This is a genomic window from Streptomyces sp. NBC_00984, from assembly GCF_045162475.1.
Classification (GTDB): domain Bacteria; phylum Actinomycetota; class Actinomycetes; order Streptomycetales; family Streptomycetaceae; genus Streptomyces.
On record NZ_CP108734.1, the window covers coordinates 5,231,183 to 5,247,175 of the forward strand.

A 15,993-nucleotide genomic window follows, 5' to 3' on the forward strand; every position below is an offset into this window, starting at 1 on the left:
GGTTCCGGCGCCTCGCCCCGGCGTTTCTACGGTTCGATCGTCAGCACCCGGTCCAAGGGGCGGCGCGGCGTGCGCGGCCCGGTGGGCCCGTATCCCAGGCGGATGATCATCTGGGGGTTCCCCACGCCGTGGACCGGGTCGCGCAGGACCCAGCGCAGGTCCGGCCATTCGAGGGGTTGGGTCGCGAACGAGGTGGACACCGCGTCCAGCGTCGCGGTGAGCAGGACGCGCTCCAGCGCCTGACCGGCGCGCAGCCAGTCCGCCGGGCGGTCGCCCTCGGTGCTCAGCAGGGCCAGCTGCGGCTGGTGCTCGAACAGGACGCGGGCCCGGCCGGCGAGGGCGGCGGTGCCGGCGAAGTCGCGGTTGGTCGCTCTCCCGGTGGCGTCGCGGGGGCCGAAGGCGTAGTCGGGGATTCCGTCGACCGGCGCGTCGGTCTTCGTGTACCGGGTCCAGTGCTCCTGCTCGGCCTCCCGCGCCGGGTCTCCGCGGTCGTATCCCTCGGCGTCCCGGATCAGATCGAGCACGGTCTCCAGGTGGGGCTCGGTCAGGAACACGAGGTCCGCGCCCTCGGCACGGGCCGCGCGGACGAGGCGTGCGCGGACGTCGTCGGGGATCGCCCGCTCGTCGAACGGGTAGCGGCTGGTGTGCCGGTCCGCGACAGCGGGATGGAGAGCGCGGAGCGCTTCGTCGGTCTGCCCGCGGGGGGCCTCGGGGCGGTCGTCCAGGCGTACGGAGGCCAGGAGGACCGGATCCGACGGCTCGGGCAGCAAGGTGGTGGCCGCGTCCAGGCCGTGGTGGGCGGCGGACACCCGCAGGTTCAGCAGGGCCGCGCCGCAGCCCACGTGAAGGGCGCGGGTCGAGGGGTCGGCCTCCGGCATCCGGCGCTCGAAGTCGGCGAGGAGGGCGAGGGTGCGGCTGCGGTGCCCGTAGCGGAAGAGCCAGGGCTGGGCGTTGTGCATGGACGGTGCGGCGGTGGCGTCGGCGACGAGGTCGGTCACCACCGCGTCGGTGAGCGTCTGGGTGGACATCGGACCCCCGGGGGTCGGGAACTGTCGATGTCTCTCCAGCATGTATCAAGCGCCGCCACGGCGATATGGGGCTTTCGTCCCGAAGCTCATGTTTCCCGCGCTTCTCCGGGATCCCACTGAGGCATCCCGCCGAGGGATCCCGTCGAGGGATCCAGGTGAGGGATCGTGGTGGGGGGCGGGATGGCTACGCGGTCGCCCCGAGCCGGGTGATCAGGTGGTGCCAGGCCTCCTCCAGGCGCTCCAGCGGCATACCGCGCTCGACGGTGAGGTGGTGGACGAGGGCGGTGTCGATGGAGCCGAGCAGGGTGTGTGCGAGCAGTTCCGGATCGCCGGGCACGCCCGCCTGCCGCAGCAGCATGGCGATGTGGTTGATCCGCAGATGGAGCGCCGGGACGGCGTAGTTGCGCAGCGGGTCGGTCCGGCTGGCCAGGATCAGCGGGTGGTGGTCGCGTTCGTGGCGCAGGACGGCGGGCCCGAAGGCGTGCAGCCGCTCCGCCGCGGAGGCGTCGGGGCCCAGCGGCGGCGGACCGGAGAGGAAGGCGGCCTGGAGCTGCTTCTCCCGGTGGTCCAGGAGTGCGAGCAGGAGCCCGGCCCGGTCGCCGAAGCGCCGGAAGACGGTCCCCTTGCCCACCCCCGCGGCGGCGGCCACCGACTCCATGGTCAGGTCGGCCGCTCCGCACCCGGCCAGGAGCCGGGAAGCGGCGTCCAGCAGGAGCGTGCGGTTGCGCGCCGCGTCCGCCCGTAGTTGCGGGGGCTCATCGGTCGGGGCGAGCGGGAGATTCGTCCGCGCTTCTCCTGGTTCGGGCAGCCTCGGCGGAGGGGTAACGGGGCCGGTCATGGTGACAGCGTAGCGTCCGGGAAGAATAAGTGGACCGTGGTCCGTTTAGGTGGTACAACTTTAAACGGACCGCGGTCCGCTTGATTGGACGCAACTGCCTCTCCGCCTCCCGGGAGTTCCCCATGTCTGTACGCATCCTCGCGCTCGTCGGCAGCCTTCGCGCCGGCTCGCACAACCGCCAGCTCGCCGAGGCCGCCGCCAAGCACGCCCCTGCGGGCGCCGAGATCGAGCTGTTCGAGGGCCTGGCCGATGTGCCCTTCTACAACGAGGACACCGACGTCGAGGGAAGCGTCCCGGCGGCCGCCGCCCGGCTCCGTGAGGTGGCGGCCGGGGCCGACGCCTTCCTGCTGTTCTCGCCCGAGTACAACGGCACCATGCCGGCCGTCCTGAAGAACGCCATCGACTGGCTGTCCCGCCCGTACGGTGCCGGCGCCATCTCCGGCAAGCCGGTCGCCGTGGTCGGCACCGCCTTCGGTCAGTACGGCGGCGTCTGGGCGCAGGACGACGCCCGCAAGTCCGTCGGGGTCGCGGGCGCCGTGGTCCTGGAGGACGTCAAGCTGTCCATCCCCGGCTCCGTGACGCGCTTCGCCGACACCCACCCCGCCGACGACGCCGAGGTCGTCACCGCGCTCACCGAGGTCATCGCCAAGGTGAGCTCGGCCGTTTCGGTGGCTGCCTGACCTCTACGTACGCGGCGGCGGCGCGGGCGAGGATGCCCGGCCGCCGCCGTCGTCATGCCCCGGGCGTACCGGGACGCCCGGGGAGGTCCCGCCGCGGCACCGTGCTGAACGGGCCCCGGTCAGGGCCACACCAGGCAGTACGCCTGGTGCCCCGCGTCGTGCAGCCGGTGCGAGAAGTCCTGCCACTCGTGCAGGAGTTGGTAGACGTTGAACGCGTCGCGCGGGCCGCCGCGGTCGGGGACCGTGGACCAGATGAAGGCCGCGGCGCCCACCGACTCCTCGCCGACACCGCGCAGCGGGTCGACGACCGTCATCGGAAGCTTGACCACCGCGTAATCGGGGTGCAGCACGACCAGTTCGAGCGGGGGGACCGCGTGCAGGGGTATGCCCTGTATTCCGGTGAGGACCATCGCCGCCACCGTCTCCGGCTTGATCTTGGTGAACATGCCGCCCATGCCCAGCTCGTCGCCGCCGAGCTCCTCGGGGCGCATCGAAATGGGCACGCGTGCCGCGGTGGCCCCGTCGGGGGCACCGAAGTACTTGTAGGTCACCCCCACCCGGCCACCACTCCTGCTTCCGGCTCCGCCACCCTGCGCACCACCGGCCCGTATGCCTTGCTCGCGCTCCGCCTCACGCCGGTGCCGACCCCGCCGGGCAGGCTCGGGCCCCAGGTCGTCGGTCCCTTCGCCCACTCCGCCACCGCGATGCATATCTCATCCACCCGACTACTACTTAGGAGACACAGCCCCCGCCGCGCAACCCGATCATCGTGTCAGTGACCTCCCCCACGGGCGTGCGGTGAAACACCTGTCCGCAAGACCGTCCGTGGCTCTGACACCATGGCTTGTGTGAGCTTTCCCTATGACGCCCCAGTTTCGCAGACGCTTTTCGACCGCGCGTCCCTCGTGACGCCCGGCGGCGTGAACTCTCCCGTCCGTGCCTTCCGAGCCGTGGGCGGTACGCCCCGCTTCATGGTGTCCGGCAACGGTCCGTACCTCACCGACGCCGACGGCCGTGAGTATGTCGACCTCGTGTGCTCGTGGGGGCCGATGATCCTCGGCCACTCCCACCCGGAGGTCATCGCCGCAGTCCAGGAGGCTGTCGCCCGCGGCACCTCGTTCGGTACGCCCGGCGAGGGCGAGGTCGCGCTCGCCGAGGAGATCGTGGCGCGGGTCGAGCCCGTGGAGCAGGTGCGGCTGGTGTCGTCCGGCACCGAGGCGACCATGTCCGCGATCCGTCTCGCCCGCGGGTTCACCGGCCGGGCCAAGGTGGTGAAGTTCGCCGGCTGCTACCACGGCCACGTCGACGCGCTGCTCGCCGCCGCCGGTTCCGGGGTCGCGACCTTCGGTCTTCCGGACACCCCCGGGGTCACCGGCGCGCAGGCCGGCGACACGATCGTGCTGCCGTACAACGACCTGGACGCCGTCCGCGAGGCGTTCGCCGCGCACCCCGGCGAGATCGCCTGTGTGATCACCGAGGCGTCGCCGGGCAACATGGGCGTCGTACCGCCGCTGGACGGTTTCAACGCCGGGCTCAAGGAGCTCTGCGCCGCCAACGGTGCGCTCTACATCTCCGACGAGGTCATGACCGGGTTCCGTACCTCGAAGGCCGGCTGGTTCGGCGTCGACGGGGTGCGGCCCGACCTGATGACCTTCGGCAAGGTCATGGGCGGCGGCTTCCCGGCCGCGGCCTTCGGCGGGCGCGCGGACGTGATGGCGCACCTCGCCCCGGTCGGCCCCGTCTACCAGGCGGGCACGCTCTCCGGGAACCCGATCGCCACCGCCGCCGGCCTCGCCCAGCTGCGGCTGCTCGACGACGCGGCGTACGCCAAGGTGGACGCGGTCTCCGCGGAGATCCGCGGCCTGGTCAGTGAGGCGCTGGCCAAGGAGGGCGTGGCGCACACGGTGCAGGCGGCGAGCAACATGTTCTCCGTCTTCTTCACCGACCGCCCGGTGCGGAACTACGAGGACGCCAAGCAGCAGGAAGCTTTCCGCTTCACCGCCTTCTTCCACTCGCTGCTGTCGCAGGGCGTCTACCTGCCGCCGTCGGCCTTCGAGTCCTGGTTCGTCTCCACGGCCCACGACACGCAGGCCGTCGAGCGCATCGCCGCCGCCCTGCCCGCCGCCGCCCGCGCCGCCTCGGAGGCCACCGCATGAGCGAGAACGGAAGCCGCACGGACGACGGAAGCCGCGAGGGCAAGGACATCACCGTCGTCCATCTGATGCGGCACGGAGAGGTGCACAACCCGGAGGGCGTGCTCTACGGGCGCCGCCCCGGCTACCACCTCTCCGAGCTCGGCCGGCAGATGGCCGACCGGGTCGCCGAGCACCTCGCGGGCCGCGACATCACCCATGTCGTCGCCTCCCCGCTGGAGCGCGCACAGGAGACGGCCACGCCGATCGCCAAGACGCACGGCCTGGACCTGGCCACCGACGAGCGGCTCATCGAGGCGGCCAACGTCTTCGAGGGCAAGACCTTCGGCGTCGGCGACGGCGCGCTGCGCAAGCCGGACAACTGGAAGCACCTGACGAACCCGTTCCGGCCGTCGTGGGGCGAGCCGTACATCGAGCAGGTCGTACGGATGGTCGGCGCGCTGGACGCCGCTCGGGACGCGGCGCGCGGTCACGAGGCGGTCTGCGTCAGCCACCAGCTGCCGATCTGGATCGTGCGGAGCTTCGTGGAGCGGCGGCGGCTGTGGCACGACCCGCGCAAGCGGCAGTGCACGCTGGCGTCGCTGACCAGCTTCACGTACCAGGGCGACAAGATCGTGTCGGTCGGGTACACGGAGCCGGCGCGGGACCTGGTGCCGGCGCATCTGCGGGCCGGTGCGAAGCCGGTGAAGGGAAAGTCGAAGGCGTTCGGCGCGTAGCCGGCCCGGGGGCCGACGGGGCGGGGTGCCCACGAGGCCGGTTCGCCGGGGTTACCGGTCATCGAGTGCCGGTTTGTTCTTGTCTGAGTTTTTTGTCCTCAATCGCCGGACGGGCCTGCTTTTTCGCCCGCCCGGCGATTCTTCGTCTGCCCGGCGATTGCTGTCCTCGGTGGTGGTTGAAGCGCTGCCCCCACCCCGCGCCACCTGCTAGGTCATACGTTCGGCCATGGCTGGGGTCTGGTCGCGCAAAGAATCATGTGCTAAATCGCGGAACCCCCGTGTTGATTCCCTCATCTAAGCCTTCGCCAGTTTGTATGGACTTGAGGCAAAACGACCGCAGATGGGGTATTCATGCGTGACATCAGCCGAAGGGGTCTGCTCGGAGCCGGGCTTGGAGCCGCCGCCGCCGTCGGGGTGGCAGGCTGCGGTGCCTTCGGCTCCTCCGATTCGGGGCGGTCGGGGACCACGGGGGAGAAGGGGTCCGACGGACGCACTCGCGGGACCGGGTCCGAGCAGAAGGACGTCAGGAAGATCGGGGACGGTTCCACCGCGGACACCGGGAAGCAGCCGCACCAGCCCGCCAAGCCGGTCCCGCTCGAACCCGGGCAGACGCCGCCGCAGTTCGTGATCTTCTCCTGGGACGGGGCGGGCGAGGTCGGCAACGGACTCTTCCCGCGCTTTCTGGAACTCGCCAAGGATCATGACGCGGCGATGACCTTCTTCCTGTCCGGGCTCTATCTGCTGCCCGAGTCGAAGAAGTCCATGTACCGGCCGCCCAACAACCCGATCGGCGCTTCCGACATCGGCTATCTCACCGACGGTCACATCAAGGAGACGCTGAAGAACGTCCGTCAGGCATGGCTCGACGGGCATGAGATCGGGACCCACTTCAACGGGCATTTCTGCAGCGGTTCCGGATCGGTCGCGAACTGGTCGTCCGCCCAGTGGCGGAACGAAATCGATCAGGCGGTCTCCTTCGTCACCGAATGGCGCACGAACACCGGCTGGACCGACCTCGATCCGCTGCCTTTCGACTACCGCAAGGAACTGATCGGCGGCCGCGCTCCCTGTCTGCTCGGCCAGGAGAATCTGCTGCCCACGGCGAGCAAGCTCGGCTGGCGCTACGACGCCAGCTCACCCGGTGGTACCCAGGTCTGGCCCAAGAAGCGGGAGGGTGTCTGGGACCTGCCCCTCCAGGCGATGCCGTTCCCGGGGCACTCCTTCGAAGTCCTCTCGATGGACTACAACATACTCGCCAACCAGTCGCTGAATTCGACCAAGGGCATGCCCTCGCGCTATCCCGGATGGCGCGAGCAGGCCACCAATTCGTACCTCGCCGGTTTCAACCGCGCGTACTCGACGAATCGCGCGCCTTTCTATATCGGAAACCACTTCGAGGAGTGGAACGGCGGTATCTACATGGACGCCGTCGAGGCGGTGATCAAGAAAATCGCGGGGAAGCCGGATGTGCGCCTCGTCTCCTTCCGGCAGTTCGTCGACTGGCTCGACGTGCAGACCCCGGACGTGCTCGACAAGCTCCGTACGCTGGGGGTCGGACAGTCCCCCGAAGGCGGCTGGAACGCCTTCTTTAAACAGGCCTGACAACGGGCTTTACGGGCACCGAGGGGGGTGCCCGAGATCGTCGAAACCGCCATGCGAAACTTTTCACATGAGCTATGGCCGCGCACCCCGACGCCGCTTCACCCTGCTCGCCGCCCCCGCAGCGGCCGCCGCCCTCGCCCTCACGCTGACCGCGTGCGGCGGGGACGGCAACAAGGCCGGAGGCGGTGGCAATACGAACTTCGTCACGGGCAGCGGCGGTGTCTCCACCGTGGAGAAGGGCGACCGCAAGGCCGCCCCGAAGCTGGACGGCGAGACCCTCGACGGCAAGCAGCTCGACGTCGCCGACTACAAGGGCAAGGTCGTCGTACTGAACATGTGGGGCTCGTGGTGCGGGCCCTGCCGCCTTGAGGCCCAGTACTTCTCGCGGGTGGCGAAGGAGACGAAGGACAAGGACGTCCAGTTCGTCGGGATCAACACGCGGGACGCCAAGAAGGGCCCCGCGCTGAGCTTCGAGAAGGACTACGGGGTCCCCTACCCGAGCCTCTTCGACCCGACCGGCAAGCTCATGCTCCGCTTCCCCAAGGGCACGCTGCGCCCGCAGGCCATTCCGTCGACCGTGGTGCTGGACCGGGACGGGAAGATCGCCGCCCGCTCCCTGGCCGCCCTCGACTCCGACAAGCTGCACAAGATGATCGACCCGCTGATCGCGGAGAAGTGATCAGGTGATCGCCCTCGCCGCCGCCGGCCAGAACGAGACCGTCATGAACGGGGCTCTGCTGGTCGCCCTGCCCATCGCCGTGCTCGGCGGGCTCGTCTCGTTCTTCTCGCCGTGCGTCCTGCCGCTCGTCCCCGGCTACCTCAGTTACGTCACCGGTGTCAGCGGCACCGACCTGGCGCAGGCCAAGCGAGGGCGCATGGTCGCGGGCGCCTCCCTCTTCGTGCTCGGCTTCACCGCCGTGTTCGTCTCCGGCGGCGCCCTCTTCGGCTTCTTCGGCCAGACCCTCCTGGAGCACAGCGAGACACTCACCAAGGTCCTCGGTGTGCTGATGATCCTGATGGGGATCTTCTTCATGGGTCTGATGCCGTGGATGACGCAGCGTGAGTTCCGCATCCACAAGAGGCCGGTGACCGGGCTGGTGGGCGCACCATTGCTGGGCGCCCTCTTCGGGATCGGCTGGACCCCGTGCCTCGGCCCGACGCTCAGTTCGGTGAGCATCCTCGCGGTGCAGCAGGGCACCGCCGGACGCGGGGCGATACTGACCGTCGCCTACTGCCTCGGCCTCGGCATCCCCTTCGTGCTCGCCGCCGTCGCCTTCCGCAAGGCGCTCGGCGCGTTCGGCTGGGTCAAGCGCCACTATGCATGGGTCATGCGCATCGGCGGCGTCATGATGATCGCGACCGGTCTTCTCCTGCTGACCGGTGTGTGGGACACGATGATGCAGCAATTGCAGGGCTGGTCCAACGGCTTCACGGTGGGGATCTGAGTTCCATGAGCAACACCAAGTCCAACCCCCCCGCCCCGGAGCGCGAGCGCCGGGACGAGCGGGCGGCCCGGGACGAGCGGGACCGGGAGAACGCCCGCGAACTGGGCGCGGCCGGCTCCCAGCTCTCCACCGCCCCGCGCGAGGAGAGCGCGGCCGGTCTGCCGGCCATGGGCGTCATCGGGTGGGCCCGCTGGTTCTGGCGGCAGCTCACCTCGATGCGGGTCGCGCTGATCCTGCTCTTCCTGCTGTCGCTCGGCGCCATCCCCGGCTCGCTGATCCCGCAGAACAGCGTGGACGAGCTGAAGGTGGAGACCTTCAAGAAGGCCCACACCACCGTCTCGCCGGTCTACGAGAAGCTCCAGTTCTTCGACGTCTACAGCTCGGTGTGGTTCTCCGCGATCTACATCCTGCTGTTCATCTCGCTCATCGGCTGCATCGTGCCGCGCACCGGCCAGTTCATCAGCCAGCTGCGCAGCCGGCCGCCGGGCGCCCCCAAGCGCCTGACCAGGCTGCCCGCGTACACCACCTGGCGCACCGAGGCCGAGCCCGAGCAGGTCCGCGAGGCCGCGCTCGCGATGATGCGGAAGCGGCGCTACCGCGCGCACACCGTGGGGGACGCGGTCGCGGCGGAGAAGGGCTATCTCCGCGAGGCCGGGAACCTGGTCTTCCATATCGCCCTGATCGTGATGCTGGTGGCGTTCGCGTGGGGTCAGCTCTTCAAGTCCGAAGGCGGCAAGCTGATCGTCGAGGGCGACGGCTTCTCCAACACGCTCACCCAGTACGACGACTTCAAGTCCGGTTCGCTCTTCGACGCCGACTCGCTCGCCCCGTTCAGCTTCAAGCTCGACAAGTTCATCGGCACGTACGAGCGCCGCGGCCCCCAGATCGGTACGCCCAGGACCTACGAGGCCCATGTGACGTACGAGAAGGGCGCGTACGGCAAGCCGCAGAAGACCGTCATCAAGGTCAACGAGCCTCTCGTCGTCGACGGCACCAAGGTCTATCTCAACGCGCACGGCTACGCGCCGGTCGTCTCGGTCAAGAACGGCAAGGGCAAGGAGGTCTACCGGAGCGCGGTGCCGCTGCTGCCCATCGACAACAACGTCACCTCGACCGGTGCGATCAAGGTCTTCGACGGCTACCGCGACAAGAACGGCAAGAAGACCCAGCTGGGCTTCCAGGCGTTCTTCGTGCCGACCTTCGCGGGCAACGGCAAGGGCACGATGTTCTCGCAGTTCCCGGCCGCCGACATGCCCGTACTGGCCCTCAACGGCTACCACGGCTACCTCGGGCCGGACTCCGGGCTGGCACAGAACGTGTACCAGCTGGACAAGTCCAAGATGACGGAGTTCAAGGACGCCGACGGCAAGCAGCTCAAGCAGCGCCTGCTGGTCGGCGAGACGATGAAGCTGCCCGACGGCGCGGGCTCCATCACCTTCGAGGGCATCCAGGAGTGGGCCAGCTTCCAGATCTCGGAGCAGCCGGCCAGCGGCTGGGCGCTCACCGGAGCCGTCGCCGCAATCGCCGGACTCGTGGGCTCGCTGTTCATCCAGCGGCGCCGGGTCTGGGTACGGGCGGTCCCCGGTGCGGACGGCGTCACGGTCGTCGAGATGGCGGGTCTCGGCCGCAGCGAGTCCGCGAAGCTTCCCGAGGAACTGGCCGATCTCGCGGTCACGCTCATCGCCTCGGCGCCCACGGCGCCGGACACCGATACCGAGCCCGATTCATCCCCCGAACCCGATTCCGACTCCGTCGAAGAATCCTCCGAAGAACCTGCCGAAGGGGCTGAGAAGTGAATCTCGCCGCCGCAACCAACGAGAACCTGGCGCACACCAGCAATGTGCTGATCTATTCGTCGATGGCCGTCTACACCCTGGCCTTCTTCGCGCACATCGCGGAATGGGTGTTCGGCAGCCGCAGCAAGGTCGGCCGCACCGCCGCCGCGCTGACCGGGACCGAGGCCGCGGGCGCCGCCGGCTCGGTGAAGGTGCAGGTCGCGCAGCAGGGCGGCGGCACCGCCGTACTGGACCGCCCGAAGATCATCACGCGCGCGGCGGCCGGTTCCCGCGACGTACCGGACGGGCCCGGCGCGGCCGGCGGCACGTTCAAGGGCGACCTCTACGGGCGCATGGCGGTCTCCATGACCGTGCTCGCCTTCCTCGTGCAGGCCGGCGGAGTCGTCACTCGCGCACTGTCCGTGCAGCGTGCCCCCTGGGGCAACATGTACGAGTTCTCCATCACCTTCTCCACGGTGGCGGTCGGCGCGTACCTGATCCTCCTCGCGCTGAAGAAGAACGTCCGCTGGATGGGGCTGCTCCTGGTCACCACCGTCCTGCTGGACCTCGGCATCGCGACCACGGTGCTCTACACCTCCAGCGACCAGCTGGTGCCCGCGCTGCACTCGTACTGGCTGTGGATCCACGTCTCCACCGCCATCATCTGCGGCGCCGTCTTCTACATCGGCGCGACCGCCACCCTGCTCTACCTCTTCCGCGACAGCTACGAGAGCAAGCTCGCCAACGGCGTGCAGCCCGGTTCGTTCGCCCAGTCCGTGCTCTCCCGGCTGCCCTCCGCGTCCTCGCTCGACAAGTTCTCGTACCGCATCAACGCCGCGGTCTTCCCGCTGTGGACGTTCACGATCATCGCGGGCGCCATCTGGGCCGGCGACGCATGGGGCCGCTACTGGGGCTGGGACCCCAAGGAGGTCTGGTCCTTCATCACCTGGGTCGCGTACGCCTGCTACCTGCACGCACGCGCCACCGCGGGCTGGAAGGGCCGCAAGGCCGCCTACCTGGCGCTGATCGCCTTCGGCTGCTGGCTCTTCAACTACTACGGCGTGAACATCTTCGTCACCGGCAAGCACTCCTACGCCGGCGTCTGAGAACTTCTCGTAAGGGTGCGGATCCCGCACCACCGGGCCACGCTGGAACCATGACCGATGCGACCCCCGTCATCGAGCCCGGCACCAGCGAAACCCATGGTGACCTGCACACCCTGAGGTTCACGCTACGGCTGCCCCATCCCGTTCCGCGGGTGTGGGCAGCCGTTGCCAGTTCCGGGGGACTGTCCGGCTGGCTCGCCGCCGCCGACCCCTTCGAACCGCGCATGGGCGGAGCGATCACGCTCCGCTGGCTCAACACCGACCAGGAGGGCCGGGCCACGGTCGCCCCCGGCACCGTCACCGCCTGGGACGTCGAGCGGGTCGCCGAATACACCCTCGAAGGACTCCACGGCCGCATCCGCTTCCACCTGGAGCCCCCGCGCGGCGACCATGTGCTGCTGCGGTTCACCAACGAGTTCCGCGGCGACGACGAGCTGCGCCTCGACTGCCTGGCGGGCTGGCACGACCACTTCCGCTACCTCGTGGACGCGCTCGACGGATATCCCGCCGACTGGTCGAAGTGGACCCCGGTCCGGTGGGCCGGGCTGCGTGAGGAGTACGTGGCGGCCGAGCGGTGAGAGGTCGCCCGACAGCCTCTGAAGCGGCGTCACGGCGTCACGGCGCCGCGGACGGCAGCAGGCACTTCTCGTCCGGCGGCGTGCCCTCCGGCCAGGCGATCGACACGAACCGCTGACTGGCGTCCTCGGGCGCCAGCTCCACCACCGGAACCGCCTTGTTGTACGGGTTGCCGTGGTTGTCCAGGCAGATCCAGCCACTGGCCCCCGACACCCGCAGCGAGCCCTTCACCCGCGGCCACTGCTCGCCCACGTCCGCGAGCTGCGGCAGTCCCTTGCCCTCCGGGGTCGCCTGCCGGACGGCCTGCACCGCCAGCGTCATCGCGTCGTGCGCGATGATCACCTGGCCGTCGGTCAGGGCCTGGTGGTCGGTCGGACCGATCGGGCCCGCGGGCTTCCTCGACACCGTGGCCAGCAGATCCAGGAAGGCGCGGTAGTCCGCCGCGGAGCCGCCCGTGGCCGCCCGGCCCTTCCCCGTCGCCGCCCAGGCGTCCGGGTGCGCCAGCGAGGCGTAGCGGACGGTCACCTTCCGGCGCAGCGCGCCCCGGTCGAGCTTCTTGTCGCTGCCGAGGTACGAGCCCTCGTCGCCGGTCAGGATCGTGAACGCGCGGCTCTGGCAGCCGCGGGCCCCGAGCGCGTTGATGAACTGCCGCAGCTGGACGTGGCGTCCGGCGAAGAACACCGTCTCCGCGTCCGTGTCGCAGATCAGATGCGTGATCTGCTGGAAGGTGTTGGCCGTGGTGCCCTCGTCGTTGGGGTCGCTGCGCGAGGTGAACAGCTCCGGCTGGTACCGGGTGCCCTTCACCAGCGAGGTGAAGGCCGCCCGCAGCGTGTCCGTGTAGTGGTCCCCGGTACGGGTGTCCTGCACCAGCAGCGCCTTGTCCTTCTTGACCTGCCCGAAGTGGGCCAGGGCGCGCGCCTCGTCCCGGTTGGTCGGCGACACCCGTGCCAGGCCGGGGAACGGATCGCCCTTCGCGCCGTTGGCGATGTCGTCGGCCGTGATCGTGGTGCCGACGACCGCGATGTGCGCGGCGGTCAGCTCCTTGACCGCCGACTTGACCTGCGTGCTGCTGGTGGCGACCCCGGACACGGCCCGCAGGTTGTCCGGGGCCCCGGTCATCGTCTTCAGCCGCTCCACGGCCGGCCGCCACAGCAGGTTGTTCTTCCCGGTGTTGGCGAGCACCAGCCGGATCTGCGGCACCTGCTCGTTGGAGAGGTGGTTGGCCCGGTACTGCTCGGCGAACGCGCCCTGCAGCTCGCGCTGCATCTTCGTCTGCATCGCCTCGTCCGTCGACGTCAGCGGCAGCAGCAGCGCGACCGTCGCGTACCGGCCGGGCTTCAGGGTGTTGTTCTCCCGGGCGATGGCCGCGGCGACCTCGGTCAGCTTCGGCCGCCCGAAGTCGTAGCCGTCGCCGGAGACGCCGATGCACTCGTCACTGCCCTGCGGCCGCTCGACCCCCTTCGCGCAGGAGCGGTCCTCGGGGGCGGTGAGCCGGCCGATGCCGTACCAGCCGGACGTGATCAGCAGGGCGGCGACCACCACCGAGGTGACGACCTTCTGCCGTGCCGTGTACCAGAGGCGGTAGCGCAGTGGATTACGCATCCGGGCCACCGTTCCCCCGCCGTGGCCCCGGCCCGCTGCCGCCCGCGCCCGGTTCTCCCGGTGGCATGGACAGCGGACGCCAGGCCCTGATGTCCCGCGGCCAGTGCGTCGCCGCGTCCCACAGCACGCTGTTGCCCGTCGGATGCCTGCCGGACAGTTGTCGCAGTTCGTGCGCCATCTTGTCGATCACCTCTTCGTCCGGCAGGGCCAGCGGATCGGACAGCAGCCATACGCCGTGCAGCAGCCGGCGCAGCTGCACATGGAGCTCCGCGGCCGACGTTTCGAGCCCTCTCGGCACCGCGTTGTCCGCCCGGCCGAGCGCGACCGCGCGCCGCCGGTCGGGGCCGACGGATCCGCGCGTACGCGGGTACGGTGCCGAGGCGATGAAGCGCAGCGAGTCGAGCCACCCCGCCACGTCCGGTTCGTCGAACCGCAGCCGCAGATGCCCCACGCACGCCTCCGCGTCGCCCAGCACCAGCTTCTGGTGCAGCAGATGCGGGACGCTGGGGCGGCGGCCGCCGGGGCCGTAAGCCCCGCGCAGCGAGACATGCACCGCCTGCCACACCGCGTAGGACGGATGGTCGCCGTCCTGGAACCGCAGGCGGTGCAGCAGCAGCGACCGCAGCAGCGGATCGGCGACGAAGTGGCCGGGCCCGACCGGCCAGTCCTCCGCCCGCAGCGCATCGCGCATCCGCAGCGCCACATCGCCGTCCGGCGACCCCCGGCCCAGCCGGCTCTCCGCCAGCAGCCGCGCCGAGTCCTCGCCGTGCGCGGCGGCCAGCACGCCGAGGAAGTCCAGCCGCTGCTCGGGCCCCGGCAGCAGCCGCGCCAGCAGCTCGTCCGCCACCTGCGCGGGCGCCCGGTCCTCGCGCACCTCCACCGTGCAGTCCAGCAGCGATCCCGGCACCAGCGACGCGGGCTCCGGCGCCTCGCCCGCCGCCAGCGCCAGCAGCTCCACCGCCAGCGGACGCCCGCCCGTCAGCCGGTGCACCCCACGGGCCAGCCCGGCCGGGATACGGCCCGCCCGGTCGTGCCGGTCGAACGCGGAGCGCACCTGCTCCGGGTTGAGCGGAGTCAGCTCCACGGCCAGGATTCCGGACGTCACGCCCGTGCCCCTGGACCAGTGCGAGCCGTGCGCCACCTCCGGGAGCCGCCGGCGCACCGCATGGCTCAGCCCCTCGTGGTCCCGGACCCGCGAGGAGGCGAACACCGCGATCCGGTCGCGCACCCCGGTGGCCCGCTGCCGCAGCAGTGGCTCCAGCAGCTGCCGGCCCAGCGGCGTGTGCGCGTTGTCGACGAGCAGCACCGGGCGGCCCCGGCGGGCGCCCCAGGCCAGGCCCCCGTACGCCGCGACCAGGTCCGCGGCCAGCGCGAGCACCAGATGGTCCTCGGCCCGGCGGCGCAGATCGCCGCCGCGCTCGAAGTCGACCGCCAGCTGCCGCAGCCCGATCCGGCCGTTGCCGCCCGCGTGCGGATAGCTGCCGTACCAGTCCGCCGATCGCCGCTGGAAGCGGCTGAACGATTCCTCCAGGACCGTTTCGACCGTGGCCTCCGCGATCATCCCGGCCATCGGGGCCACCGAGTCGAAGGCGCTGGCGGCCAGCTTCGTCAGCACCTTGGTGACCCAGCCGGTCGCCGCGTCCCCGCGGCCGTCGACGGTCGCCAGCATCGGGCCGAGCGACTGCAGGTCCCGCCGCGCCCGCGTCTCGTCCTCGCGGGTCCAGGAGATGGAGGCAACCGCCACAAGCTCGTCTTGCCCATGCCCCGGCCGCCGGTCAGCACGGCGACCGGCGGATCGTCGCGGTGCTCGTAGACGACCCGGGCGGAGCCGTACGGAGTGAGGCCGGTCAGGCGCGCCGCAAGTCCGTCGTTGCCGAAGATCGCCTCGCGCCCGTACAGCTCTCTCTCCACAGCACCCCCGTCATCGACGCTCCATTCGATCTGTCACACCGTCAACACAAGGATATCGCCCGGGTGTTGGGGAGTGGAGAGGATTTTCGAACGTTCTGAGGTGGTGTGGGGCGGGGGTCAGCCGGCGCCGATGTCCTCGTTCCAGAGGTCGGGGTGGTCGCGTACGAAGTCCCGCATGAGCGCCACGCATTCGGCGTCGTCGAGCAGCACGATCTCCACCCCGTGCCGGGCCAGCCAGTCGTGCCCGCCGCGGAACGTCCGCGCCTCGCCGATCACCACCCGCGAGATCCCGAACTGCCGAACGAGGCCGCTGCAGTACCAGCACGGGGAGAGTGTCGTCACCATCGTCGTGCCGCGGTACGAGCGCTGCCGCCCGGCCGCGCGGAAGGCCGCCGTCTCCGCGTGCAGGGACGGATCACCGTCCTGGACGCGGCGGTTGCGGCCCCGGCCGAGCAGGGTGCCGTCCGGTCCGTAGAGGGCCGCGCCGATGGGCACACCGCCCTCGGCGAGACCGGTACGGGCCTCGTCGAGGGCGGTGGCGAGCATGGTGGCGTCGTTCAT

The 15,993-nt window shown here is 70.4% G+C and carries 16 protein-coding genes; 9 read left to right on the top strand and 7 right to left on the bottom strand.

What is annotated here, in order from left to right; translation table 11 throughout:
* Window positions 1-26 precede the first annotated feature (26 nt).
* Both OG520_RS23340 and OG520_RS23345 read right to left on the bottom strand, forming a co-directional pair.
* On the bottom strand, window positions 27-1,028 hold the full coding sequence (locus OG520_RS23340) for an Acg family FMN-binding oxidoreductase (RefSeq protein ID WP_406014468.1): 1,002 nt from the start codon (window positions 1,026-1,028) through the stop codon (window positions 27-29).
* Between the two features lie 184 nt (window positions 1,029-1,212).
* Complete coding sequence (locus OG520_RS23345; protein WP_399328296.1) at window positions 1,213-1,866, bottom strand: TetR/AcrR family transcriptional regulator; 654 nt, start codon at window positions 1,864-1,866, stop codon at window positions 1,213-1,215.
* A 122-nt stretch (window positions 1,867-1,988) separates the two neighbouring features.
* Between OG520_RS23345 and OG520_RS23350 the strand changes: the two genes are divergently transcribed.
* Complete coding sequence (locus tag OG520_RS23350; RefSeq protein WP_399328294.1) at window positions 1,989-2,546, top strand: NAD(P)H-dependent oxidoreductase; 558 nt, start codon at window positions 1,989-1,991, stop codon at window positions 2,544-2,546.
* Window positions 2,547-2,665: 119 nt separating this feature from the next.
* Here the strand turns inward: OG520_RS23350 and OG520_RS23355 are convergent, their stop codons facing one another.
* On the bottom strand, window positions 2,666-3,157 hold the full coding sequence (locus OG520_RS23355) for a hypothetical protein (protein WP_266425731.1): 492 nt from the start codon (window positions 3,155-3,157) through the stop codon (window positions 2,666-2,668).
* On the bottom strand, window positions 3,094-3,267 hold the full coding sequence (locus tag OG520_RS23360) for a hypothetical protein (RefSeq protein WP_399328292.1): 174 nt from the start codon (window positions 3,265-3,267) through the stop codon (window positions 3,094-3,096). Before OG520_RS23360 ends, OG520_RS23355 begins: the two co-directional genes overlap by 64 nt.
* A gap of 118 nt (window positions 3,268-3,385) precedes the next feature.
* On the opposite strand from OG520_RS23360, the gene hemL reads away from it, so the two are divergent.
* From hemL to OG520_RS23400, 8 genes are all read left to right on the top strand, one after another.
* Window positions 3,386-4,702 carry a glutamate-1-semialdehyde 2,1-aminomutase gene (gene hemL, locus OG520_RS23365; protein WP_406014469.1) on the top strand — a complete coding sequence of 439 codons (1,317 nt, stop codon included), beginning with the start codon at window positions 3,386-3,388 and terminating at the stop codon, window positions 4,700-4,702.
* Window positions 4,699-5,415 carry a histidine phosphatase family protein gene (locus tag OG520_RS23370; RefSeq protein ID WP_406014470.1) on the top strand — a complete coding sequence of 239 codons (717 nt, stop codon included), beginning with the start codon at window positions 4,699-4,701 and terminating at the stop codon, window positions 5,413-5,415. The genes hemL and OG520_RS23370 overlap by 4 nt, the downstream gene beginning before the upstream one ends.
* A 351-nt stretch (window positions 5,416-5,766) precedes the next feature.
* Window positions 5,767-7,017, top strand: a complete 1,251-nt coding sequence (locus tag OG520_RS23375) for a hypothetical protein (protein ID WP_406014471.1) — start codon at window positions 5,767-5,769, stop codon at window positions 7,015-7,017.
* A gap of 67 nt (window positions 7,018-7,084) precedes the next feature.
* The gene (locus tag OG520_RS23380; RefSeq protein ID WP_266417961.1) at window positions 7,085-7,696 is read left to right on the top strand and encodes a TlpA disulfide reductase family protein; all 612 of its coding nucleotides are present in this window, start codon (window positions 7,085-7,087) and stop codon (window positions 7,694-7,696) included.
* Between the two features lie 43 nt (window positions 7,697-7,739).
* Window positions 7,740-8,462 (top strand): cytochrome c biogenesis CcdA family protein, encoded by a 723-nt coding sequence (locus OG520_RS23385; RefSeq protein WP_406016543.1) that lies wholly within the window; start codon window positions 7,740-7,742, stop codon window positions 8,460-8,462.
* Between the two features lie 5 nt (window positions 8,463-8,467).
* Window positions 8,468-10,258, top strand: coding sequence for a cytochrome c biogenesis protein ResB (locus OG520_RS23390; RefSeq protein WP_406014472.1), 1,791 nt, complete (start codon window positions 8,468-8,470; stop codon window positions 10,256-10,258).
* A complete protein-coding gene (ccsB, locus tag OG520_RS23395) occupies window positions 10,255-11,343 on the top strand; it encodes a c-type cytochrome biogenesis protein CcsB (protein WP_399328283.1) in 1,089 nt (362 codons plus the stop codon). Before OG520_RS23390 ends, ccsB begins: the two co-directional genes overlap by 4 nt.
* Before the next feature lie 50 nt (window positions 11,344-11,393).
* Complete coding sequence (locus tag OG520_RS23400) at window positions 11,394-11,921, top strand: hypothetical protein (protein WP_406014473.1); 528 nt, start codon at window positions 11,394-11,396, stop codon at window positions 11,919-11,921.
* A 37-nt stretch (window positions 11,922-11,958) separates the two neighbouring features.
* On the opposite strand, the gene OG520_RS23405 is transcribed toward OG520_RS23400, so the two are convergent.
* The 3 genes from OG520_RS23405 to OG520_RS23415 all read right to left on the bottom strand — a co-directional run bounded on the left by OG520_RS23405 (window position 11,959) and on the right by OG520_RS23415 (window position 15,993).
* Window positions 11,959-13,521: a hypothetical protein gene (locus OG520_RS23405; protein WP_406014474.1), complete on the bottom strand. Its 1,563-nt coding sequence runs from the start codon at window positions 13,519-13,521 to the stop codon at window positions 11,959-11,961.
* Window positions 13,514-15,265, bottom strand: a complete 1,752-nt coding sequence (locus OG520_RS23410; protein WP_406014475.1) for a hypothetical protein — start codon at window positions 15,263-15,265, stop codon at window positions 13,514-13,516. The genes OG520_RS23405 and OG520_RS23410 overlap by 8 nt, the downstream gene beginning before the upstream one ends.
* 284 nt (window positions 15,266-15,549) lie before the next feature.
* The gene (locus OG520_RS23415; RefSeq protein WP_399328275.1) at window positions 15,550-15,993 is read right to left on the bottom strand and encodes a nucleoside deaminase; all 444 of its coding nucleotides are present in this window, start codon (window positions 15,991-15,993) and stop codon (window positions 15,550-15,552) included.